Origin of the sequence: Acinetobacter sp. WCHAc010052, assembly GCF_002165295.2 — a bacterium.
In the GTDB taxonomy this organism is placed as follows: Bacteria; Pseudomonadota; Gammaproteobacteria; order Pseudomonadales; family Moraxellaceae; genus Acinetobacter; species Acinetobacter chinensis.
Map to the genome: position 1 here is coordinate 2300860 of NZ_CP032143.1, position 22921 is coordinate 2323780.

General features: G+C 42.6%; 20 protein-coding genes. 10 read left to right on the forward strand and 10 right to left on the reverse strand.

The annotated features are described in order from the left end of the window. Nucleotides 1–226: 226 nt before the first annotated feature. Nucleotides 227–1837 (reverse strand): RNA repair transcriptional activator RtcR, encoded by a 1611-nt coding sequence (gene rtcR, locus CDG61_RS11415; protein ID WP_087549259.1) that lies wholly within the window; start codon nucleotides 1835–1837, stop codon nucleotides 227–229. Nucleotides 1838–2100: 263 nt separating this feature from the next. On the opposite strand from rtcR, the gene CDG61_RS11420 reads away from it, so the two are divergent. From CDG61_RS11420 to CDG61_RS11440, 5 genes are all read left to right on the forward strand, one after another. Further along, nucleotides 2101–3360 (forward strand): RtcB family protein, encoded by a 1260-nt coding sequence (locus CDG61_RS11420; RefSeq protein WP_087549625.1) that lies wholly within the window; start codon nucleotides 2101–2103, stop codon nucleotides 3358–3360. Nucleotides 3361–3362: 2 nt separating this feature from the next. Then, the gene (locus tag CDG61_RS11425) at nucleotides 3363–3839 is read left to right on the forward strand and encodes a hypothetical protein (RefSeq protein WP_087549260.1); all 477 of its coding nucleotides are present in this window, start codon (nucleotides 3363–3365) and stop codon (nucleotides 3837–3839) included. 25 nt (nucleotides 3840–3864) lie between these two features. Continuing rightward, entirely contained in the window at nucleotides 3865–4326 is a 462-nt protein-coding gene (locus tag CDG61_RS11430) for a DIP1984 family protein (RefSeq protein ID WP_087549261.1), read from the forward strand. A 491-nt stretch (nucleotides 4327–4817) separates the two neighbouring features. Next, nucleotides 4818–5849: an RNA 3'-terminal phosphate cyclase gene (gene rtcA / locus CDG61_RS11435; protein ID WP_087549262.1), complete on the forward strand. Its 1032-nt coding sequence runs from the start codon at nucleotides 4818–4820 to the stop codon at nucleotides 5847–5849. A 214-nt stretch (nucleotides 5850–6063) separates the two neighbouring features. Beyond that, nucleotides 6064–6504, forward strand: a complete 441-nt coding sequence (locus CDG61_RS11440; protein ID WP_087549263.1) for a DUF2147 domain-containing protein — start codon at nucleotides 6064–6066, stop codon at nucleotides 6502–6504. Between the two features lie 61 nt (nucleotides 6505–6565). Here the strand turns inward: CDG61_RS11440 and CDG61_RS11445 are convergent, their stop codons facing one another. From CDG61_RS11445 to pheA, 3 genes are all read right to left on the reverse strand, one after another. Continuing rightward, on the reverse strand, nucleotides 6566–6943 hold the full coding sequence (locus CDG61_RS11445; protein ID WP_087549264.1) for a hypothetical protein: 378 nt from the start codon (nucleotides 6941–6943) through the stop codon (nucleotides 6566–6568). A gap of 224 nt (nucleotides 6944–7167) precedes the next feature. Next, the gene (locus CDG61_RS11450) at nucleotides 7168–9432 is read right to left on the reverse strand and encodes a bifunctional prephenate dehydrogenase/3-phosphoshikimate 1-carboxyvinyltransferase (RefSeq protein ID WP_087549265.1); all 2265 of its coding nucleotides are present in this window, start codon (nucleotides 9430–9432) and stop codon (nucleotides 7168–7170) included. A gap of 33 nt (nucleotides 9433–9465) precedes the next feature. Then, on the reverse strand, nucleotides 9466–10575 hold the full coding sequence (pheA, locus tag CDG61_RS11455; protein WP_087512460.1) for a prephenate dehydratase: 1110 nt from the start codon (nucleotides 10573–10575) through the stop codon (nucleotides 9466–9468). 286 nt (nucleotides 10576–10861) lie between these two features. Between pheA and CDG61_RS11460 the strand changes: the two genes are divergently transcribed. Then, the gene (locus CDG61_RS11460; RefSeq protein WP_087549626.1) at nucleotides 10862–11383 is read left to right on the forward strand and encodes a DJ-1/PfpI family protein; all 522 of its coding nucleotides are present in this window, start codon (nucleotides 10862–10864) and stop codon (nucleotides 11381–11383) included. 89 nt (nucleotides 11384–11472) lie between these two features. On the opposite strand, the gene CDG61_RS11465 is transcribed toward CDG61_RS11460, so the two are convergent. Beyond that, complete coding sequence (locus CDG61_RS11465; protein ID WP_087512459.1) at nucleotides 11473–12615, reverse strand: acyl-CoA dehydrogenase family protein; 1143 nt, start codon at nucleotides 12613–12615, stop codon at nucleotides 11473–11475. 393 nt (nucleotides 12616–13008) lie between these two features. Next, nucleotides 13009–14355 (reverse strand): dicarboxylate/amino acid:cation symporter, encoded by a 1347-nt coding sequence (locus CDG61_RS11470; RefSeq protein WP_087549266.1) that lies wholly within the window; start codon nucleotides 14353–14355, stop codon nucleotides 13009–13011. Between the two features lie 436 nt (nucleotides 14356–14791). Between CDG61_RS11470 and CDG61_RS11475 the strand changes: the two genes are divergently transcribed. Further along, nucleotides 14792–15787 carry a glycosyl transferase family protein gene (locus CDG61_RS11475; protein ID WP_087549627.1) on the forward strand — a complete coding sequence of 332 codons (996 nt, stop codon included), beginning with the start codon at nucleotides 14792–14794 and terminating at the stop codon, nucleotides 15785–15787. A 91-nt stretch (nucleotides 15788–15878) separates the two neighbouring features. Here CDG61_RS11475 and CDG61_RS11480 read toward each other — a convergent pair whose 3' ends face one another. Together CDG61_RS11480 and CDG61_RS11485 are read right to left on the reverse strand one after the other, a co-directional pair. Next, a complete protein-coding gene (locus CDG61_RS11480) occupies nucleotides 15879–16145 on the reverse strand; it encodes a YeaC family protein (protein WP_087512457.1) in 267 nt (88 codons plus the stop codon). 2 nt (nucleotides 16146–16147) lie between these two features. Then, entirely contained in the window at nucleotides 16148–17059 is a 912-nt protein-coding gene (locus CDG61_RS11485) for an NAD(+) kinase (RefSeq protein WP_087549267.1), read from the reverse strand. 181 nt (nucleotides 17060–17240) lie between these two features. Here CDG61_RS11485 and mrcB point away from each other — a divergent pair, with 181 nt between their 5' ends. Together mrcB and CDG61_RS11495 are read left to right on the forward strand one after the other, a co-directional pair. Beyond that, nucleotides 17241–19640 (forward strand): penicillin-binding protein 1B, encoded by a 2400-nt coding sequence (mrcB, locus tag CDG61_RS11490; protein WP_087512455.1) that lies wholly within the window; start codon nucleotides 17241–17243, stop codon nucleotides 19638–19640. 17 nt (nucleotides 19641–19657) lie between these two features. Then, entirely contained in the window at nucleotides 19658–20224 is a 567-nt protein-coding gene (locus CDG61_RS11495; RefSeq protein ID WP_171405641.1) for a tetratricopeptide repeat protein, read from the forward strand. A 24-nt stretch (nucleotides 20225–20248) separates the two neighbouring features. Here the strand turns inward: CDG61_RS11495 and CDG61_RS11500 are convergent, their stop codons facing one another. Then, nucleotides 20249–21151 carry a thiamine phosphate synthase gene (locus tag CDG61_RS11500; protein ID WP_087549628.1) on the reverse strand — a complete coding sequence of 301 codons (903 nt, stop codon included), beginning with the start codon at nucleotides 21149–21151 and terminating at the stop codon, nucleotides 20249–20251. Nucleotides 21152–21287: 136 nt separating this feature from the next. Here CDG61_RS11500 and hemP point away from each other — a divergent pair, with 136 nt between their 5' ends. Beyond that, nucleotides 21288–21458 (forward strand): hemin uptake protein HemP, encoded by a 171-nt coding sequence (hemP, locus tag CDG61_RS11505; protein WP_087512453.1) that lies wholly within the window; start codon nucleotides 21288–21290, stop codon nucleotides 21456–21458. A 139-nt stretch (nucleotides 21459–21597) separates the two neighbouring features. Here the strand turns inward: hemP and CDG61_RS11510 are convergent, their stop codons facing one another. Next, nucleotides 21598–22920 (reverse strand): sensor histidine kinase, encoded by a 1323-nt coding sequence (locus tag CDG61_RS11510; RefSeq protein ID WP_087549629.1) that lies wholly within the window; start codon nucleotides 22918–22920, stop codon nucleotides 21598–21600. Nucleotide 22921 lies beyond the last annotated feature (1 nt).

Here is a 22921-nt window from a genome sequence, read left to right on the forward strand (position 1 = left end):
TTAATTTAAAAATATATTTTCATATTATACAAATAAAAATAAAGTGACCAATTCTATGAAAACCCGGATATTCCCGCTGTTCACTCCCTACCTTTAAATAATCGATAAAAATCTTTTTTATTCCGTCTTATGTAATAAAAATTATATGTGGATATACCGACTAAACACAGTCATCCAAAAAGTATAGCTCCTATTGTCAGGAGTAATATCAAATCATGTGTGACAATTATGTCTTTAAACATTCATTCACATCATCCCAACTTAACCCAAATTTTGCCAGATACTTTTTGACCCGATCGCTATCATTAGTGGACTGTCTTTGCTCACGGGATACTGAAAACAATTGACGCCCAGCATCTGCCATTGATCTTGATTTCTGACAAATCTTAATAACTCCCTCTAACTGAATACGGTCAAATTCATCTATTTCAGCAATTTGTTCCTCATTTAAAATATCACTTAAAGTTGAATATTTTGATCCAACAGTATCATGAAGATTCCAGATATTCTGGAGGCGTATAATTTCAGCATTTACTTCATTCAATCCTATACGTTCTGCGTTTGCCAAGGTTGCCATCCTCGTTACACTTGCTGTTAAGTCACGAAAATTACCCATCCAAGTCGCTTCATCAGACTGTGCAAATTGTAAATATGCCTCAAGAGCATCACTGTGAAAACGTAACTGACGCTGTTGCTGCATGGCAAAACGCTGTAATTCAAATTCGATATTTGGCGCAATATCTTCACGGCGGTCTTTGAGACTCGGTAAAAAAAATGTCCACGTATTTAAACGCGCCCATAAATCTTCGCGAAAACGCCCTGCCTGAACCTCCTCACGCAGATCCTTGTTTGTTCCTGCAATCAGCTGAAAATCTGCCTGAACCTCCACATCACTACCAACAGGGAAAAAGGATTTATCTTCCAGTGCTTTCAGCAGCATAGCTTGCTCATCCAGCCCAAGCTCACCTATTTCATCCAGAAATAAAATCCCGTCATCGGCAGATTTTAAATATCCAGTCCGTACATTTACAGCACCCGTAAATGCCCCTTTCACATGACCAAACAATGTTGACATAGCACTGTCACCTACCAGTGTGGCACAATTCACATCCACAAGACGTCCATGTAAATGAAACTTTTCTTTTTTAAGCTGATAAATCTGTTTTGCCAGCTGCGACTTTCCAACACCTGTTGCCCCCATGATTAAAATGGGTGCTGTGGAACGGGTGGCGACCTGCTCCACTTCCTGAATCAACTGATTAAAGCCTTTGTTTTTTGTGGCGATATTAGCCTTAAGCTGTTGCCAGTTCTCCGACTGTTCATGCTCAAAACGCTGTGTCAGGGCAGCATAACGTGATAAATCCAGATCAATAATGCGATATTCCCCTTCAGGTTGCTGTTTTCCTGTTGGTGAACTCTGAATAATTTTTGCTGGCAGATAGTGCGCATCTATCAACAGATACCAGCAAATCTGTGCAACATGCGTACCTGTTGTGATATGCAGTAAATACTGATTGTTTTCTGTATCAAATGAATAGGATTTTACAAAGTCATACAACGCCCCATACATATCAGAAAAATCCCACGGATCCCGGATATGGACCCGATGCCCCTGAACAAGAGTATGTGGTGAAAGCAGCAAAGCATCTCCTTTCAGATGCTCTATCAATCCGGTATTTCTTCGATCATGTAAAAGAACGAGTTCATCCACCAGCAGATCTTCATGCATGAGCAGACTCAGGGTTGGACGCCAGCGTTGCCAGCGCTCTTCTTTTTTACCCTGATCAAGGGTTGATCCAACAAATCCGATTACCACTGTTCTTTTGGTTTTCTGCATACCCATAAAACTATAAATATTTATATTTAACTATATATTAATATATAAATTAAGATTCATTATTTCAACGCATCGACCAAAACAAATATCCAAAAAATTATTTAATTTATATTTCTCAATAATATATGAGATTGTTTTTTTAAATTTAAAAAACCTGGCACACTCTCTGCAATATAAGAATCATACATCATGGGATGTATAACAACATCACCTGCCTGCAACCGCTTGGCAGGCAGGTTTAGAGTAAGGATAAAGCAATGACAATGTCAGTAATTGAACAAATCGAAAAACAAGCATCGAATGAGCGTGCTTATAACATTATTCAGGATGCTAAAGGCGTTCCAGTTAAGATGTGGACCAAAGGCGTCCCTGTCGATGAAAAATCGAAAGATCAGCTGCTAAAAACAGCACAAATGCCGTTTATTTATAAATGGATGGCAGTGATGCCAGATGTACACGTAGGAATCGGTGCAACGATTGGTAGCGTAATCCCAACCAAAGGCGCGATTATTCCTGCTGCTGTAGGAGTCGATATCGGTTGCGGAATGATGGCAGCGCGTACTTCCTTAACAGCTTCTGATTTACCAGATAATTTACATGGATTGCGTACCGAACTTGAGCGTTTAATCCCTCATGGTATGACCAAAGGACGTGGACGTCGTGACCGTGGTTCCTGGGAAAATCCATCTGAACGTGTGGATGCAGTATGGGCTGAACTCGTCACAGATTTTGAATATATCTGCGCTAAACACCCCCGTTTAAAGAATACTAATAACCGCAAACAACTTGGAACTTTAGGAACTGGAAATCACTTCGTTGAAATCTGCCTGGATGAGCATCAGCAGGTCTGGATCATGTTGCATTCAGGTTCCCGTGGTGTTGGCAATGCGATTGGGAACTACTTTATTGAGCTTGCACGCCAGGATATGCAGAAGCATTTTATCAATCTGCCTGATAAGGATCTGGCATATCTGGTGGAAGGAACGGATCATTTTGATGATTACTGGTTTGCTGTGGGTTGGGCACAACGTTTTGCCATGAAAAACCGTGAGTTAATGATGGAAGCAGCTGTTCAAGCGTTGCGTATTATCATTAATAAACCGTTTAATGCCAAAGTTGAAGCGGTGAATTGTCATCATAATTATGTGGATAAAGAAGAGCATTTCGGTCAGGAAGTTTTAGTGACTCGTAAAGGCGCTGTACGTGCCCGCCTGGGTGAGTATGGAATTATTCCGGGGTCTATGGGTGCGAAGTCTTTCATTGTAAAAGGTAAAGGAAATCAGGATTCTTTCTGCTCGTGTTCGCATGGTGCAGGTCGTGTGCATAGCCGCACTGCTGCCAAGAAGCTGTTTACTGTGCAAGATCAGATTGAGCAGACTCAGGGGGTGGAATGTCGTAAAGATGAAGCCGTGATTGATGAGATTCCATCTGCCTATAAACCGATTGAAGATGTGATGAAAGCGCAGAGCGATCTGGTGGAAGTGGTATACACCCTGAACCAGGTTGTGTGCGTGAAGGGGTAAACATGACGAGATTCATCCTGGAAAATATGCGTTGGGAAATTACAGACAATGCTTTTGACAGGTCTCAGTGGACAGGCTTAAGTCAGGGTGAGGTCTGGACTGAATCAGCAACAGCCTGGGGATTCTATTTTGCAAAATGGACGCCCAATCAACATCATGATTTAAAACTGATGCTGATCGCAGTGAATGATACTTTAAATGCAGATCTTGTAATTGGTTTCACTTGTGCAGTAGATAAGCTTGATTCATTACAGCAGGATACATCCACAGATTTCCCCTGGGAAGACTGGGAGGGACTGAAACTGATCCGTCGGGATGAATTTGATCAATACACAAAAGCATCTGAAGCACTGATGATCGCAAAACAGATTATCCGACAGGATGCCTCTTTAGCAAAATACATCCGACTCACTGAACTGAGTTTGTCAGATCATTCATCTACAATTGATCAAAATAACAGTCACAGCATTTTAGTGTAAATGACTTTAAAATAAGGAAAACAATATGAAACTTGCAGAAGCACTCTTACTCCGAAGCGATCAACAAAAGAAACTCTCCTCACTGAAACAACGTATCAATGCAAACGTATTGGTACAGGATGGTGATGAACCCTCTGAAGATCCAAACGAGCTGTTAAAGCAGGTCTTTGCTTTAACTCAGGAATCACAAAAGTTAGTCTTAGCGATTCATCAAACCAATGCTTTGGCAAAACTGACCGATGGACGCTCTTTACTTGCGTTATTGACTCAGCGTGATGAACTGGTTGAACGTCATAAAATTTTGACGTCTGCAATCAGCAGTACCAACCGTGAGCCTGATCGTTACAGTACCCGTGAGATCAAATGGCACAAAGTGATTCCTGTATCATCCTTGCAAAAACAAGCTGATGATATCAGTGCAAAACTTCGTGATTTAAATGTTTTGATACAAGCGACCAACTGGCAGCTGGATTTGCTTGAGCTTTAAATTCATCCATACACAGTTTTGATGTAGTTCGCTATGTCAAATCCGAAATATACTGGGCGAGCACTGGATCTAATGCCGAATAGATTGAAATAAAAGAAGGCAACATTTTTGGGTAATGAGCTAAGTGGATTTATAGCGCAATCGCACCAATCAATCCATCACTATTTATCCATTAAACCTTTGTGAATCAAAGTCATTATTCACATTGCATCACTAGGTGCTGACAATATATTTCACTTTTTCTAAAGCAACTTTTTTGTTTTAGAATAAACCCGAACATACTGGGCGAGTACAGGATCCCCTACTTCCACAACATGGGATTGAAAATAAAGTGTAGTGGCTTGCAGAGCGAGCGGGTGAGCTTAAAAATTTAAGCACAAATCAACCCATCACATTGCACAGAGCAAACCTTTGTGAAAACAAAGTCACAACTCACTCAGCACGACCATGTACTGACAGTATGTTCACCTTATTATTTATAAAGAAAAAATATGAATGCAAGAGTAAAAAATACAACCATCCAGATTGATGGCTCACAGGGCGAAGGCGGTGGACAAATCCTCCGTACTGCCCTTTCCCTTTCCATGCTTACAGGTATTCCCTTTGAACTGATCAATATCCGTGCTGGACGAAAAAAGCCTGGCTTAATGCGCCAGCATCTGGTCTGCGTGCAGGCATCACAAAGTATCAGCAATGCAAAAACCGAAGGAGCAGAATTGCATTCACAGAAACTGTATTTTCAGCCACAACATGTACAGGCAGGGACTTACGATTTTCAGATTGGCTCTGCGGGCAGTACAATTCTGGTTTTACAGACATTACTTCCTGTCCTGATGATGCAGAAACAGACCAGCCAGATCAGCATTCACGGCGGGACACATAACCCAATGGCACCGACAGCCGATTTTATCTCACATTGCTTCCTGCCTGCGATTCAACGACTTGGTATTCATGTGGATTTTAAATGTGAACGTGCTGGCTTTTTCCCGATTGGTGCAGGTCAGATCAATGCCACTGTATATCCATGGCAACACAACGGGAAATTTTCAGGTATGAATAAAGGCAAATTTATCTCATCTTCAGGCTATGCCGCAGCCTTAAATATTCCTTCGGATATTGCTGAGCGTGAGCTTGATGTTCTGAATCAAAAACTGAAATTAACTGAGCGGAAGCGACTCAACTTTCAAGGAATCAGTCAGGGAAATACTGCCTTTGTACTGTTAAATTATGAACAGCATCAACAGGTGTTTACCCGTTTGGGTGAAATGAAAAAGAGTGCTGAAACTGTCGCCCGTGAGCTTGCAAAAGACGTTCAGGCTTATATCACCTCAGATGCAGTCGCAGATGAATATCTGACTGACCAGTTGCTGCTGCCTCTCGCACTTGGTCAAGGTGGAGAATTTACTGCAACCACCATCAGCCAGCATGCTCAGACACAAGCACAGATTATTCAGAAATTTCTGGATTGTGACATACGCTTTGAGGCAACAGGGAAAAATTTTAAAGTGAGTGTTCAGGTCTGATACACTCCATCGCACCCTGATTGCAAATAAAAGCTCCGCCTTAAATTCTTTACAAACCTTTGAAATTTTATCTTTCGATGCCATTTTAAGTTAATTTTCATGTTTTTTTGGCACAATATGTAAATATGAATTTCAATTATCAAATATATAATCAACAACTTACAAATTTTCAGTTTGTGTTTTATCAGAAACATTTTTTATATTCAGGGATATTATGAAAACTATTTTTGGGACGATCTGCATCACTTTATTCTGCACGACTGCAATGGCTCAGGACATTACAGGGACATGGCGATATATCGATGACAAAACTGGTGAGCCTAAAGGTCTGGTAAAAATTGAAAAACAGGCAAATGGAACTTTTAGCGGAACTGCACTGAAAGCAACTCCAAGACCGGGTTACACTCCTAAAGAATTATGCAGTAACTGCCCTGCACCTTATACCAATAAGCCAATTATCGGTATGCAGGTGATTACAGGTTTAAAAAGTGAAGATGAGATTAACTATACAGATGGACGAATTATTGATCCCGTCTCCGGTAAAATTTATAAACTGAAAGGGAAAATCAGTGCTAATGGAAAGAAACTTTTCCTGCGTGGTTATATTGGCGTTTCAGCAATGGGACGTAATCAGACCTGGCTGCGTGTAGAATAAAATTCCGCCCTTTAATGGAATGGCAAAACAGATACTCTATCTTGCCATTCCCGATTTAATCTTAGCCTTTCCACTCAAAGCCACTAAATGCTTCATCTTTTTTTAAAGTATTCTCTACTGCGTTTGCCAATTGTTTGATCATACTTTGCGTCGCAATCTTTTTAAACCACACCTGCTCTTCATCCGCATGCGCTGAAATTTGACAAGTCAAAAGTCCATCATCATTTAAACGACAATTCACGCCTAAACCGATCGGATGATTTTCCACACTTACTGCTAAGTTTTCTTCCGAATTTGTTGATTCAGCTTTAAAACCATATTCAGCAAGTTGTGTCGATAATAAGTCTGTCACATAGGCTTGAGTGACATGACATGCATTGCCCTGCGCATCATTTTTAATATGATTTTCACAGTTCGCAGTAAATTGTAATGTTCTCATTGCTTCATCCAAAAGGCTTTATAGTTGTATGGTTTTAGAATAAGCAATAAAAACAAAACAGCCAAGCTTTTGCTTGGCTGTTGTCGAACAAATACACAAAAATTAGACCAAAGATTGGCTATAGCTAAAGAGAGAACTTAAGTCCCCTCATCCTAACCTTCTCCCAAAGGGAGAAGGAACTTTCACTATTACCAACAATTAATAATGATTTTTCAAAAACCCTATTATTCGGTCACTTCAATACTTAAACCCGCTTGCGTTACAAGTTGAGTAAATGTCGGGAAACTGGTTGCCACTGTTTCAGTACCGACAATTTTAATTTCCTCAGAATTACGCAGACCTGCCATTGAGAAGCTCATCGCAATACGATGGTCATGATGTGACTCAATTTCACCACCCGTGAAGATTGCGCCCCACTCGCCTGATTTACCTTTACCTTCAATGATAATGCCGTCATCCGTTGGTGTGCAGTCGATGCCCATAGTTTTTAAGCCATCAGCCATCACCTGGATACGGTCAGATTCTTTGACACGTAGTTCAGCAGCACCTGTCAAAATGGTTTGACCTTCGGCACATGCCGCAGCAATAAACAATGCAGGAAATTCATCAATCGCTAAAGGCACTTGGTCTTCAGGCATGTGAATACCTTTCAATGTACGGCTACCACGAATACGAATGTCTGCAATCGGTTCACCACCTGCAACACGTTCATTCTCAACCGTTAAATCCGCACCCATTTGCTTGAGGATTTCAATCACACCTGTACGCGTTGGGTTAATTCCTACCGCTTCAAGTGTTACATCTGAACCCTCAGTAATCGCCGCACCGACCATAAAGAATGCTGCTGATGAAATATCTGATGGTACCTGAATCTCAGTGCCGACTAATTTTCCACCACCTTGCAGTGAAATACGGTTACCTTCAGTTTTGACATCATAACCAAATGCACGAAGCATACGTTCAGTATGGTCACGAGTTGGTTCAGGTTCAGTTACAGACGTTTCACCCGCAGCCCAAAGACCCGCAAGTAAAATGCCTGATTTCACCTGAGCAGATGCCATTGGCAAATCATAATGAATGCCTTTCAACGCTTGCGCACCTGTGATTGAAATTGGTGGTGTGCCACGTTCACCCGTACTTTGAATCTGCGCGCCCATTTCACGTAAAGGTTTCGCAATGCGTTCCATCGGACGTTTTGATAATGATGCATCACCTGTCATCACAGAATCAAATTGCTGTGCAGACAACATGCCTGAAAGCAGACGCATGGATGTACCTGAGTTGCCCATGTACAAAGCAGTTTTGGGTGCTTTCAAACCATTGATACCGACACCGTGAATGGTCACTTCACCATTTTTCGGGCCTTCAATGCTCACGCCCATATCACGGAATGCCTGCAAAGTTGCTAAAGCATCTTCACCCTCAAGGAAACCTGTCACATGCGTTGTACCTTCGGCAATCGCACCAAACATGATGGAACGATGTGACACTGATTTGTCACCTGGCACGGTAAATTTACCTTTAAATGTCTTCTCACCTGGCAAAATGGTAAATTGTTGTGTCACCTTATTTTTCTCCATCAAAGGTTTATTGGCGAGCATGTGATTGAAATGCTGACGTGCGGCTTGCGCATGTCCAAGCAGTCCCATCAATGCTTGTGAATCTTCATTTTCAATGAGTTGGCGTAATATTGCGAGCTGAGCTTCAAAACCATCTACAGCGTTTAGAATAGCTTTTTTATTGGCGAAGAAAATATCGTGCCACATCTGCGGATCACTGGCGGCAATCCGAGAGAAATCACGAAAACCACCTGCGGCATAACGGAAAATATCGAGATTATCTTCACGATTGGCAAGTTGCTCAACCAAGTTAAACGCCATTAGATGCGGTAAATGACTGGTATGCGCAAGCACTTCATCGTGCTTATCAACATCCATACAGATCACTTCTGCTTTTGCGGCTTGCCACAGTTGAATCAGCTTTTCGACTGCCCAATCTGCGCTACTGGCTACTGGCGTCAGAATCACTTTATGATTGGCAAATAAATCAACTTTACCTGCATGCACGCCTGTATGTTCAGCGCCTGCAATCGGATGACCTGGAACAAAACCTACAGGTAAGTTTTCACCAAACACCGCATTGGCTGCATCAACCACATTGCCTTTTGTACTGCCTACATCGGTAATGATGACATTTTCAGATAAATACGGTTTGATACTTTCCAAAGCCTTTTGCGTCGCACGTACAGGCAATGCCAATACCACTAAATCTGCATCTTTCACCGCTTCCGCAGGATCACTAAAACCCTCTGAAATAATGCCCAAAGCTTTGGCATCTTCCAGTGTTTTTTTAGAACGGGTTGAAGCAACGATTTTCTCTGCCAGATGTTCGGCAATCATGACACGTGCCAAACTTGAGCCAATTAAGCCCAAGCCGATAAATGCCACTTTTTTAAACAATGGCCGGTCTTTTAAAACAGGTTGTGACATGACGAGTCTTATATCCTCTATCGCACAACGAAATTAAAGTACAGCCGCTGGGTATGAACCCAATACACGTACTTCTTTGACTAAAGGACGAATATCTTCAATCGCAGCTTTGACATTGTCCTGTTCTACATGTCCTTCGAGGTCAATGAAGAATACATATGCCCATTTCTCAGGCAATGCAGGACGGGTTTCAATACTGGTTAAGCTGATATTGTGTTTTGCAAATGGTGCAAGAATTTCCAGTAACGCCCCTGCACGATCATGCGCAGAAATAAGCAATGAAGTCTTGTCATTACCACTTTGTGGAATTTTCTCACGACCAATCACAAGGAAACGTGTGGTATTTTCAGGATTGTCTTCAATGTTGCCATGTAAAATTTCTAAATCATAAATGCTTGCCGCAACATCCGATGCGATCGCAGCAGAATGCCACTCATTGCGAATACGGCGCGCGGCTTCGGCATTTGAGCTGAGTGCAACACGTTCTACACCTGGATAATGTGCATCAAGCCATTTACGACATTGTGCAAGGGTTTGTTGATGCGCGTAAATCTGTTTAATGCTGTCTTTACGGGTATTTGAAGAAATCAAGAACTGGTGATGAATACGCAATTCAACTTCACCAATCACATTTAAATGTGATGCTTTAAAGCAGTCCAAAGTATGATTAACCACACCTTCAGATGAGTTTTCGACAGGCACTAAACCATAGTGCGCACTGCCTGCTTCCACTTCACGAAACACTTCGTCAATGGTTGGCAATGGACGAACCACAGCATCCTGACCAAAATGTTTAAGTACAGCTGAATGAGTATATGTGCCGACTGGACCTAAGAATGCAATGCTTTGCGGTGCTTCGAGTGCCAGACATGCAGACATAATTTCACGGAACAGACGTGCCATCGTGGTATCTGACAATGGACCTTCATTACGTTCCATGACATTACGCAACACCTGCGCTTCACGTTCAGGACGATAAAACAACGGATTCTCTTCTGCTGCAAACTTGGCTTTTGCCACTGCTTCTGCCAATCGGGCACGGCGGTTAATCAGTTGCTGAAGCTGTTGATCTACTGAATCAATTTCTTCACGGATATTTGTCAAATCAAGCGAAGTCGAAGAGTTCTGACCATCATGGACCATTGTTATACTGCCCTATCAATCGTGTTTATAAACTTTGAACAGTATAGCAATAGTTCCATCAGTTTTGTTGTGCAAAATCGCTGAAATCAAACAATACCCTGAAAGTAAAAACAGGACATTTAACAGTCTCTTAATTTTGTTAAGCGCCCTGAAAAGTTCTGAATAAAGTTTCCTTCGGTTTTATGTATATTTACAATTTAGGAATGACTGGTTAACAAAGACTGCACAGAACAGGTTCAGGCTTTTATTATGATTAAATATTAGCCTAATACAGGTGATTGCCATGCTGAACAAAAATATTGCTGTTCTGGTCACCCATGACTTTGAAGAAGCCGAATATCACATGCCCGTTGAGGCTTTTCGTGCCGCCAGTCACAGCGTCAGAAATATTGAAAAAACAGCAGGAAATATTGTCTACAGCAAACAGCGGAAATCTTCTGTCAGTATAGACCACGGCATTGAAGATATCTGTATCCGTGATTTTGATGCACTCATGATTCCAGGTGGACAGTCTCCTTTTCTGCTCAAAGAAGACCTGAGATTTATTGATTTTTTACGTCAGTTTGCCAATGCCCAGAAACCGATTTTTCTATGCTGTGCCAGTCCTGGGTTACTGATTGATGCTCAGTTAGCCATCGGGCGCAGACTGACTTCGGTTGAAACTTTGCTGCATGAACTAAAAACGGCTGGTGCTGTTATTTTTGACCGTGATGTTGTGAATGACAATAATCTCTATGTTTCATCCCGTTCAACACTTGAGCTGCCTGTATTTATTGATGAATGTCTGAATGTACTGCGTGTTTCCTGACGACTGAAACACCTGTTTTTAAAAAAATAACAATAAAAAAAGGCTTTCATCATGAAAGCCTTTTTTATGACTGCTCATTTTCTGGCAGATTAACGACCTAAAATACCTCGAGCCACGATTTCTTTCATAATTTCATTTGTTCCACCGTAAATACGCTGAATACGTGCATCAACAAAGAAACGGGAAATCGGGTATTCAGTCATATAACCATAACCACCAAACAGTTGCAGTAAGTTATCAATCACTTTCATCTGCATATCGGTACTGAAGCTCTTCAGTGCCGCCGCAGTTTCCACATCCAGTTTCGCTTCTTTGTATAAAGCCAGGTTCTGGTTATAGAATGCAGCAGTCGCCAGTTCATCAATTTTTGCCTGAGCCATAACAAAACGGGTGTTCTGGAAACTGGCAATCGCCTGACCAAATGCCTGACGCTCTTTGACATACTGCGTTGTGACATCAATAGCACCACGGATTGCACCCAATGCGGTTGCAGCAATCGCTGTACGTTCCCGTGGCAGTTCCTGCATCAGATAAGCAAAGCCCTGACCTGGATTCCCCAGTAACTGACTGGCTGGTACTTTGACATTATCAAAGAACAACTCAGAAGTATCCTGAGAATGTAAACCGATCTTGTCCAGGTTTGTGCCCTTTTTAAAGCCTTCAAGATGCGTATCCACCAATAGCAGTGAAACACCTTTTGCACGTGCCTGAGGATCAGTTTTTGCAGCAAGAACCACCAGGTCTGCATGCTGACCATTGGAAATAAATGTTTTGGAACCGTTCAGCAAATAATGATCACCATTTAAAATGGCAGATGAACGCATACCCTGTAAGTCAGATCCTGCTCCAGGCTCGGTCATACCAATCGCGCCAACCACTTCACCTGAAACCATTTTCGGCAGCCAGTGCTGCTTCTGTTCTTCATTGGCAATATGCAGAATATAAGGTGCTGCAATTTCAGAGTGGCATGAAATTGCCGTTGATAATGCGCCATAACCTGCACGAGCCGACTCTTCGACCAGCATCAGAGAGTATTCTGTCGGTACACCATAACCACCGTATTCTTCGGGAACATCCACACACAGGTAACCGTTTTCACCCAGCAATGACCATACGGAACGAGGCATTAATCCTTCTTTTTCCCATTGCTCATAATGTGGAGCAACGTGTTCATTCATAAAACGTTTGAAGTTGTCACGAAAAAGTTCTAAATCTGCATCATATGCCAGCATGTTCTGTATTCCTTTCAATCTGATTTCTTGATTTTCTAATCTCAAGCATCCTAATCATTTTTTCTGTAATTGTCATGAACAGATGAGGTCATTTTATTTGCACAGTTCATCAAAATACCTTTTCAAAGGCAAAAAAAACGGAAAACCTAAGTTTTCCGGGTGTAAGGGTAGTTTCAAGCTTTATCGTTATGTTCAACAGTAAAACAGAATATAAGCATTCCACCCATCCCAACAACCTGGTATTTTTTGACATTAATGATGAATTTTCAACCTATCTGTTCGTTTTTTAACTGTTTATTTAAACACAACATAGAGTTTTCAGAATACTGCAACTTCAACACAGATCTAAAAAAAGGAAGCCGAGGCTTCCTTTTAAGATCAGTAAATGAATGTTCAGGCATGTTGCTGTGCAGAATCAGCCAGCATTTTGCGGTCCACTTCTTCTGGATTATTTAATGCTTCATTGAGTTTTTCTGTATCCAGTTTACCGACCCATTTCGCAACAACAATTGTTGCCAGCGAGTTACCAACCAGGTTGGTGAGCGCACGTGCTTCGGACATAAAACGGTCAATACCCAGGATTAATGCCAGGCCTGCAACAGGAATATGACCTACTGCTGATAAAGTTGCAGCCATCACAATAAAGCCTGAACCAGTCACACCTGCTGCACCTTTAGATGAAATCAGCAGAACAAGCAGTAACGTAATCTGATGCGAAACATCAAGCTGAGTATTGGTTGCCTGAGCAATAAAGATTGCCGCCATAGTCAGATAAATGGATGTTCCATCCAGGTTAAATGAATAACCGGTCGGAATCACCAGCCCTACAACAGATTTTTCACAACCCGCAATTTCCAGCTTTTTCAGCATGCGTGGCAATACAGATTCTGAAGATGATGTTCCAAGTACAATCAGCAGTTCTTCGCGAATCATGCGGATCATTTTTAGAATACTGAAACCACAGATACGGCTGATCGTTCCCAGTACAAGGAAAATAAACAGCACACAGGTAATATAGAAACAGATAATCAGCTCACCCAGCTGCGCCAGTGATCCGATACCGTATTTACCGATTGTAAATGCCATAGCACCGAATGCACCGATAGGCGCGAGCTTCATGATCATATTCACAATATTGAAAAATACATGTGAAACCTGATCAATGAATTTCAGAACCGGCTTTCCTGTATCTCCAAGCTGATGCAGTGCAAAACCGAACAGCAGAGCGAACAGTAATACCTGAAGAATTTCACCTTCCGCAAAAGCACCGACAACCGTATTGGGAATAATGTTCATCAGGAAGTCCATCGTAGACTGAGACTCACCCGATGCCACATATTTTGAAATACCGCCCTGATCCAGAGTCGCCGGATCAATGTTCATGCCTGTACCCGGCTTCCAGATATTGATGACTATTAAGCCAATCAATAAAGCGAAAGTGGACACAATTTCAAAATACATCAAAGCAATACCACCGGTTTTACCCACCGATTTCATGCTTTCCATGCCTGCAATACCACTGACCACGGTACAGAAGATCACAGGTGCAATAATCATTTTAATGAGTTTAATGAACGCATCACCCAAAGGTTTCAGCTGCTCACCAATACCCGGCACATACTGTTCTGCACCATTGATAATCTGTGTTCCACTTGGCGAGTAATGCCCCACAAGCACACCGGCAATAATTGCTATAATCACCTGAAAATACAGTGACTTATAGATAGTTTTCTTAGCCATAAGAAGTCTTCTTTATATATTTCTGAACACAGAAATACTCAAAATTTGATGTATCCGTTATGAATACACAGCCCTGAATCCCCGGCAAAAAGCAAAGGAGAAGAATTTTTAAACAATAAAAATCCGTATAGAAAACAAATGTTTTCTAAAAAAACAGCTATAAAACGACCTTTTACAGTCGGATGTTTTATCTGTAATGCTGTATAGACGGCATTCAGACAAAAAATAGGTACAGGAGATTGATGAATTTAAAAAATATAAAACATGCAGATTTTAATAAAATTTTTAGTGCAAAAGTTCAGGGATTTGTTAATTTTGCTTAAAATTAATACGACACACCTTAGACCTTAGTCTAAGATTAATATTCCAGGTACATTCTTCAGACATTTATGTCATAGTGACAGCTGACCGCAGCAATCACGATTCAGATTTTTTCATGTCCACAAAACGTAATCTTTATAAAGACTTTGAACACCCTTTTGCTCAGTATGTCCGCATCGTGGGAAAAGGGAAAAATGGTGCACGATCACTCACTTATGAAGAAGCCTACAATGCTTTCAGCATGATTCTGAAAAATGAAGTACTGGATGTACAGTTAGGTGCATTTCTGATGCTGTTACGGGTCAAGGAAGAATCTGTAGATGAACTGGCGGGTTTTGTACAGGCCACCCGTGATCAGCTGAATTTTGAGCCTATGCAGATTGATCTGGACTGGTCCAGTTATGCTGGAAAACGTAAGCATTATCCCTGGTTTTTACTGGCTGCTCTGACGCTTGCGAAAAATGGCTATAAAGTTGTTATGCATGGCGCATCGGGGCATACCATGAACCGCGTATATACCGAACAGGTTCTGCAGTACCTCGGATACCCTGTCTGTCAGAATCAGCAGGATGTAGCTGCTCAGATTGAACAGCACAATTTTGCCTATCTACCTTTATCTGTGATTTCTCCCGTCCTGAGTGATCTGATTGATCTGCGTAATGTGATGGGACTTCGCTCACCTGTGCATACACTTGCCAGACTGATCAATCCATTTAATGCCCCTGCCACCATGCAGGCAATTTTCCATCCCGCTTACCGAAGCTCGCACCAGCAGGCAGCATTTCAGCTGGGTTATCTGAACAGTGCTGTGATTAAAGGCGAAGGGGGTGAATTTGAGCGCAACCCTGATGCAAAAACACTGATCTGCGGTATTCAGAATGGCGAACTTTATGAACACGAACTGCCAAAACTGACAGATAACAGAAGCCCAACTGAAGAAGAACTGGATTTAGCAGTGTTCAAACAGGTCTGGGAAGGTCAGCAGCAGCATGAATATGGTGAAACAGCAGCCACTGAAACCATGGGAATCGCACTGTATACCATGGGCATGGCTAAAACCTTTGAGGAAGCCATGAATACAGCACAGACCCTCTGGAAAAACCGTTTCTGACAGACATGAAAAAGCCCTCAATGATCTGAGGGCTTTTTTAGCTGTATGAAAATATCATTTCCATACAGCTTACATAACCTGTCCAGTTCTTTTATACAAAACGGATCGGTTTAAATTCAGGCTCTGGAACATGAGAGTCGCACTCCTCACCTTCTTCTTTATGACCTTTATCAATAAAGCCACTGCGCTCGTTTTCCGGTAAATTCTGAATTTCCCAGGCATACACAGCCTGCATACAGATCTGACGCTGTTCTTTGGTCAGCACAACACCATTCGGCCATTTACCAATCTCAATTGCTGTTTTTAAACGTCCAACAATTTCAGGATCGAGTACGGCAAGCATTTGTTCAATATTCATAATTAATCCTGCTGGAATGAATCAAAATCTCGGTTCCAGCCCAGCTTTGTTCTGCATGCCATGTAGAAGTCATAGCCAGGTGGATGTAATAAATTCAGTTTATACGGATGCTTACGGATGTGTAAACCATCCCCTACATTTAATGAAACACTGTGCTGCCCATCGGCACTGACCATAGGTAAAACACGGTTTTCACGGATCACAATTTTAATTTCACTCTGTCCACCCACAACCACCGGACGCGAAGACAGCGTATGTGGATGCATCGGAACCAGTGCAATGGCATCCATACTTGGGTGCAGAATCGGACCACCACCTGACAGCGCATAGGCAGTTGAACCTGTTGGTGTTGAAACAATCAGACCATCACTGTGCTGTCTATATACATACTGACCATCAATATGCAGATCAAAATCAATCATGTGTACCGACTTACCCGAATGCAGTACAACATCATTCAGTGCAATCGCTTCATGGATGATTTCACCTTTGGAGCGTACTTCCATTTCAAGCAGAAAACGTCTGTCGTGCTGAAACTGTCCCTGGAGCACCTGATCCAGTTTAAAGATCACTTCAGTCGGGGTAATATCCGTCAGAAATCCAAGACGACCACGGTTGACCCCTATCACAGGTGTATTGTACTTCACCAGCGCACGGGCAGCATGCAGTAAAGAACCGTCACCACCAACCACGATGACCAGATCCACTACTTCTCCGAGCAGCGCACGGCTGACCGTCTGTGTGTTTTTATAAGGAACCAGTTCGGCTGTTTCTGAATCAAAAACAGGATGTAAGCCCAGATTAAGTAAATGATCATGAATGAGACTTAATGTTTCGACTACTGACGATTTATCCGGTCGTCCAATTAATCCAATGTTCCGAAAAGTCTTATGTGATATTTGCACCTGCATCATCGCTCCGCCAGGGTTCGTCTTTTATAATAGCATTATCATGTTTGTTTTAAAAAACCTTTAAACTGAGTAACCGGTTCATTTTTTTATTCAATGAATTTGTATTGTTTCAAAGATTAAATATTGCAAATTGACGAAAAGCTTCGCATGATTAGCACAATTTATCAGGGTTTTATCTTTATATATGAAGTCTGAACGTGGTATTGGTTTCTTTGCACTTATTTTCTCAGTACTGGTCATTGGTATTTTTGTAGTCTTCAGTATCTACCTGATCCGACTTGATAATATTGTGCGTGAAAAATTTGAAGGGAAACGATGGGACATACCAGCAAAAGTATTTGCCCGCCCTCTTGAAGTGTATACCAATGCCCCTGTATCTCAGACTGATTTTGAACAGGAACTGAAACTGCTCAGTTACAAAAATACAGACAGTTATGCAAAATCGGGGAATTATGTTTCATCAGGGAACACCCTTTATGTGCATACCCGTGGCTTTGATTTTGGTGACAGTGTTGAACCTGAACAGGTACTGAAAGTTTCATTCACCAACAACAGCATCAGTGAAGTCAGTGCAACCAAACCGTCATCGACTGGACTTGCCCGACTTGAACCTTTACTGATTGGCGGCATTTATCCTCAGCACAATGAAGACCGAGTTCTGATTAAACTGACCAATGTTCCTAAACCTCTGATTGAAGCCCTGATCGCGACCGAAGACCGTAATTTTTACCATCACTATGGAATTTCAGTCCGTGGTACAGCCCGCGCACTGGTCAGTAATGCAACCGGTGGCAGACGCCAGGGGGGATCAACGCTAACTCAGCAGCTGGTTAAAAACTTCTATCTGACCCCTGAGCGGACTTTAAAACGTAAAGTAAATGAAGCACTGATGGCTTTACTGGTCGAACTTCATTATGACAAAGATGAAATTCTTGAAGCCTATTTAAATGAAGTCAATCTTGGGCAGAACGGCAATTATTCCATCAATGGCTATGGTCTTGCTTCCCAGTTCTATTTCGGTCTGCCACTGCGTGAACTGAACATTGCACAGCAGGCTTATCTGGTAGGACTGGTTCAGGGGCCAACGCTGTACAACCCATGGAAAAATCCTGAAGGTGCAATCAAACGCCGTAATATTGTATTGAACAATATGGTGGTGATGGGGTATCTGACTCCCGATCAGTTTGAACGTGAATCAGCAAGACCTTTAGGCATACTGGCAAAACCGACTTTGGGGCCTGCACGTTTCCCAGACTTCCTTGATATTGTCCGTCGCCAGCTGAAAAGTGAATATCAGGAAAGTGACCTGACCAACCAGGGTCTGCGAATTTTTACAACGCTTGATCCAGTTGCCCAGACACATATTCAGCAGGAGTTTAAAAGCTCAGTTGCTCGCTTGGCAAATGCCAATCCTAAAACACTGAAAGATCTCCAGGGTGCTGTACTGGTCTCTCACCCTGAAAATGGTGAACTGGTTGCAGCCGTTGGCTCGACTCAGGATTTCACTGGTTTTAACCGGACTCTCGATGCAAAACGTCAGGTAGGTTCATTGCTGAAACCTGTGATCTACCTTAGTGCCATTGAGTCAGGTCGCTATAACTGGGCCAGTCCTGTTGAAGACAGTTATATCAATATTCAGAGTGAAGGAAAGTCATGGACACCTAAAAACTACAGCGGTGGTGAACACGGCGTTGTTCCAATGGCTCAGGCACTTGCCAACTCCTATAACCTTTCTGCTGTCCGCCTTGGACAGGAGTTCGGTATAGCCACTTTCAGCAATCAGCTGAAAAAATTTGGTGTAGTTTCCAGTATTCCATCATATCCATCTATTTTCCTCGGTGCGGTAGATATGTCACCTATGGAAATGATGAGCATTTATGGCAACTTTGCTACGGGTGGCTTTAAATATCCGGTTAAATCCATCCGTTCAGTGGTTGACTCAAATGGACGGTTGCTGGACCGCTACAGCCTGACTGTACAGCAGACCATTGACCCATCCGCAGCCTACATTCTCAACTATGGTTTACAGCAGGTCATGACATCGGGTACGGGACGTTCAGCATACAACTCTTTACCGCAGGATCTTAAACTTGCCGGCAAGTCAGGAACCACCAATGACACCCGTGATTCATGGTTTGCAGGATATTCAGGCAATTATCTCAGTGTTGTATGGCTGGGTCTGGACAACAACAAAGTGACCGGACTGACAGGTTCTTCAGGTGCATTGCCCGTCTGGACCAATGTCATGAAACAGTTACGTCAGAAACCGGTGAACCTGCGCCAGACTGACGATGTACAGTGGCAATGGATTGATAAAAACTCCGGAAACCTTTCAGCTCAGGGCTGTGAGGGCGCCATGTACATTCCTTTACTGCGTAACAATATTCCACGTCGGGCAACCGCATGCGGTCTGCCTCATTATCAGGTGGAACCTGTTTACAATCCCGATACTGAATCCACTCAGCCGCCTGCACAGCAGGAAGATAGAATAGAAAACTATATCCGTGAAAGTGAAGCTGATATGGGACGCGAACTGTCAAACAGCGACAACCGCGTAATTTCCAGTGGATCTTATAACAACTGAGGGTTAAGTGTTCCATGATGCTGAAAAAGGTTGCGTGTATTAAACCTGTATTTGTTCTTGGATGTTTACTGATGGCAGGCTGTCAAAGCCAGCCGACTCCTGAACAGCCTGAAAAAAAGGTTAGACCTCTGCCTGAAAAACCTGCTGAAATCCATACACCATCAGGCGTTGTCATCAAACCTTATGACCAGGAAGAAATTATCCGTAAGCAGTTAAAGGTTGTCGTTCCTGAACAGAAGTCCAGCCAGAAATTTGATGACGGACATAACCTTCCTGCTTTCAGACAGCTCATGCAGCAGGCAAATACAGCATATGCCAAAGAACAATGGAGTGCTGCTGAAACGGCTGCACTGCATGCACAGCGTCTGGCACCTCAGTCTCCCGAACCATTTTTATACCTTGCCATGATTGCAAACCGTAAACAACAACCTGCAAATGCCGAATCACTGGCAAAACGTGGTTTAAGTTATGCTCAGACTGATGCCATGAAAAAACAGTTATGGCTGAGTATTTTAAAAGCAGGACAGATGCAGAAAAAAACTGCAACCATCCTGCAGGCTCAGACTGCCCTGAAATCACTCTGACAGCATCGTCTGAATACACGAGACTCAGTTAAATGTACTGATTCCCGCAATACCATAACCACCTGACTGCTGCACCTGTATCAGGTCATTGTGACTGATGCCTCCAAGTGCAAAGACCGGTATATCCACCTGTGCTGCATATTCTTTGAAAAGAGACCAGCCTAGAGGGGCAGCATCAGGATGAGTCGCCGTTCTGCACACAGGACTCAGCAGAACCGCATCGCAACCAATGTGCTGTGCATGTTTCATTGAAATCAGATCATGACAGGCAGCAATGTATCGCTTCCCTGCTTTCAGCTCCCCTTTTTTTAATGCCATCAACTGCTGCTGTTTTAAGTGAATCGCTGAAATGCTCTGCTGCTGGACAGTGTTCAGTTTTTTCCAGAGCTCCATATTCACAATCAGTTTTGGCAGCTCTTCGATGTTCAGCTCTGCAAGCTGTTTCAGACTTTCTGCAGTCACATCCTTACGCCAGTACAGCAGCTGATCATTTTCCAGTTGCTGACAGACTTCCAGCTGTTCAGAAATGCGGATTTTATGCTTCCATACAAGTCGGGACACAATACTTTTATTTGCACTCGGAAAATGCAGTTCAGTCAGTTCTTCCCTGCTGTACCAGGTCCAGGGCTGCTGAATTTCATTTAACAGCTCATCGGGCACTGCTGCATGAAACAGATGCAGATTGACTATGACATCATCATATTCGTGACGGATAAAATCAAAATCATTCCACGAACTGATCCCTACACCCACTTCTTCATACACTTCCCGACGGCAGGCTTCGAGTGGTGTCTCACCCTGTTCAACTTTCCCACCAGGAAATTCATATTTATTGCCTTGATGCTGTTCAGCCTGACGCCAGCCCACGAGTACTTTATTACGGTGCAAAAGTATCGCAACAGCAACATGGATATTGGGTTTGGACATCATTCATCTCCCTGAAAATATGACTGAGTGTAACCAGTTCAGTGTTTTTTATAAAATATGAAAATTTGCATTGACAGGTCTATTCGATAATGATTATCATTTAAATCGTTCACTATACACCACGGAGTCAACGGACATGAACGCACCTTTCAGCTTATTTACACGTAACAATGAAACCGCACATTCACTGCCAATGCTGCATTCCAACAACCTTTTTGCTTTAGGGCGTGAAATACGGATCATGCATGCAGGGGAAGAATACCGCCTTCGTCTGACACGTAATAACCGACTCATACTCACAAAATAATAAATACACACAGAATAATAAACGTGGGAACAGGCAGTATGAATCAGCGCATACTGCTTTTTTAGTTTTTGCATGCTGTCTTTATGACTGTAAACATTCCATCTTTCATGATCATGACAGACTCAGACCTTTCTTCAGTTTATGAATGTTCAGAAAAATCTATTCGGACTTTGAAACTATCGGGAGCAGATGCTTCGAAGGACAGCTGACTGTAATGCAGTTCCAGAATTTTTTTACAGATGGACAGCCCCAGTCCTGAACCTTGAGTTTTTGTACCCAGTACCCGATAAAACCGCTCTCCAAGCCTGCTCAGATCTGCCTGCAGTCCTGGACTCCTGTTTGCAACAGTCAATACAGCACCTTTGCTCAGTGCCCGAAGTGAAATACAGACTTCCCCTCTCTCAGGGCTGTAACGAACGGCATTATCCAGCAGATTACGGATGCAGCTGAAGATCAGTTCGCGGTTACAGTAAAAATCAACATCCTCAAGATCACAGTTCAGGCTTAAAGACTTCTCTTTCAGTCCAGGCTCTATTGTGCCCAGTGCATTATCCACTATCTGTTTCAGGTTATGGCGGGCTTTAGCTAACTGATCAGCAGCTTCAGGATCAAGTCTTGCAAGCAGTAATAAATTTTCCAGCACCTTTGTTCCACGGTCTACATCCTGTTGTACCACAGCAAGTTCTGAACTCAGCTCAGGAAATTTACGTTTCAGTACCTGCAAACGCATCTGAATAGCCGAAAGTGGTGAACGCAGTTCATGCGAAGCATCTGCGGTAAAACGCTGTTCTGAAACCAGTGCCTGCTCAAGACGGGAAAGCAACCGGTTCAGTTGCTGAACAATAGGCTCTATTTCAAGCAGCTGAGGGGATTGCTGTACGATTGGGCTTAAATCATCTGCACTTTTTTCCGCTATTTTTTCAGATAAATCTTTTAAAGGTCTAAACTGACGGGCAATGGCATAATGCACAATCAACCACTGCAAAAACCATAAAAACAGCAGAATGCCCGCATATCCTAGCAACGTACTGACAAATGTCTTAAAACGGACTTTTAAAGGCTGATAAGCAATGACTGTCAACTGCGTACTCTCATCAGCTGTCTGATAAACACGCCATAACTGACCATCAAACCATTCAAAAGAATATTCATTGTCATACTGCTGGGTATTCTGGCGTGGTACGTAATTCATGGAGTGTGTCAAAACCTGGTTCTGACTCTGTAACTGATACTGGATATCAAATTCATCACTCAGTTCATCCAGCTGAGTACCCGAGCCTGCAACACTGGTCAGATCAGAAATCAGCAGCATGTCTGAGATTTCATCCATGATCTCATCCTGCACATTCATGGTCTGATAAACCGAAATGCCAAGCAGTAAGATGAATGCAATCATACCCGCTACGACTGAACTCAGCATGGATGTGCTGACCAGTTTTTTTTGCAGTGACACCTTTTTGATG

Excerpts from the sequence above, each read along its gene's own strand:
- rtcR (WP_087549259.1), bottom strand. The coding sequence starts at position 1,837 with ATGCAGAAAACCAAAAGAACAGTGGTAATCGGATTTGTTGGATCAACC.
- CDG61_RS11420 (WP_087549625.1), top strand. The coding sequence starts at position 2,101 with ATGTCAGTAATTGAACAAATCGAAAAACAAGCATCGAATGAGCGTGCT.
- CDG61_RS11425 (WP_087549260.1), top strand. The coding sequence starts at position 3,363 with ATGACGAGATTCATCCTGGAAAATATGCGTTGGGAAATTACAGACAAT.
- CDG61_RS11430 (WP_087549261.1), top strand. The coding sequence starts at position 3,865 with ATGAAACTTGCAGAAGCACTCTTACTCCGAAGCGATCAACAAAAGAAA.
- rtcA (WP_087549262.1), top strand. The coding sequence starts at position 4,818 with ATGAATGCAAGAGTAAAAAATACAACCATCCAGATTGATGGCTCACAG.
- CDG61_RS11440 (WP_087549263.1), top strand. The coding sequence starts at position 6,064 with ATGAAAACTATTTTTGGGACGATCTGCATCACTTTATTCTGCACGACT.
- CDG61_RS11445 (WP_087549264.1), bottom strand. The coding sequence starts at position 6,943 with ATGAGAACATTACAATTTACTGCGAACTGTGAAAATCATATTAAAAAT.
- CDG61_RS11450 (WP_087549265.1), bottom strand. The coding sequence starts at position 9,432 with ATGTCACAACCTGTTTTAAAAGACCGGCCATTGTTTAAAAAAGTGGCA.
- pheA (WP_087512460.1), bottom strand. The coding sequence starts at position 10,575 with ATGGTCCATGATGGTCAGAACTCTTCGACTTCGCTTGATTTGACAAAT.
- CDG61_RS11465 (WP_087512459.1), bottom strand. The coding sequence starts at position 12,615 with ATGCTGGCATATGATGCAGATTTAGAACTTTTTCGTGACAACTTCAAA.
- CDG61_RS11470 (WP_087549266.1), bottom strand. The coding sequence starts at position 14,355 with ATGGCTAAGAAAACTATCTATAAGTCACTGTATTTTCAGGTGATTATA.
- CDG61_RS11475 (WP_087549627.1), top strand. The coding sequence starts at position 14,792 with ATGTCCACAAAACGTAATCTTTATAAAGACTTTGAACACCCTTTTGCT.
- CDG61_RS11480 (WP_087512457.1), bottom strand. The coding sequence starts at position 16,145 with ATGAATATTGAACAAATGCTTGCCGTACTCGATCCTGAAATTGTTGGA.
- CDG61_RS11485 (WP_087549267.1), bottom strand. The coding sequence starts at position 17,059 with ATGATGCAGGTGCAAATATCACATAAGACTTTTCGGAACATTGGATTA.
- mrcB (WP_087512455.1), top strand. The coding sequence starts at position 17,241 with ATGAAGTCTGAACGTGGTATTGGTTTCTTTGCACTTATTTTCTCAGTA.
- CDG61_RS11495 (WP_171405641.1), top strand. The coding sequence starts at position 19,658 with ATGCTGAAAAAGGTTGCGTGTATTAAACCTGTATTTGTTCTTGGATGT.
- CDG61_RS11500 (WP_087549628.1), bottom strand. The coding sequence starts at position 21,151 with ATGTCCAAACCCAATATCCATGTTGCTGTTGCGATACTTTTGCACCGT.
- hemP (WP_087512453.1), top strand. The coding sequence starts at position 21,288 with ATGAACGCACCTTTCAGCTTATTTACACGTAACAATGAAACCGCACAT.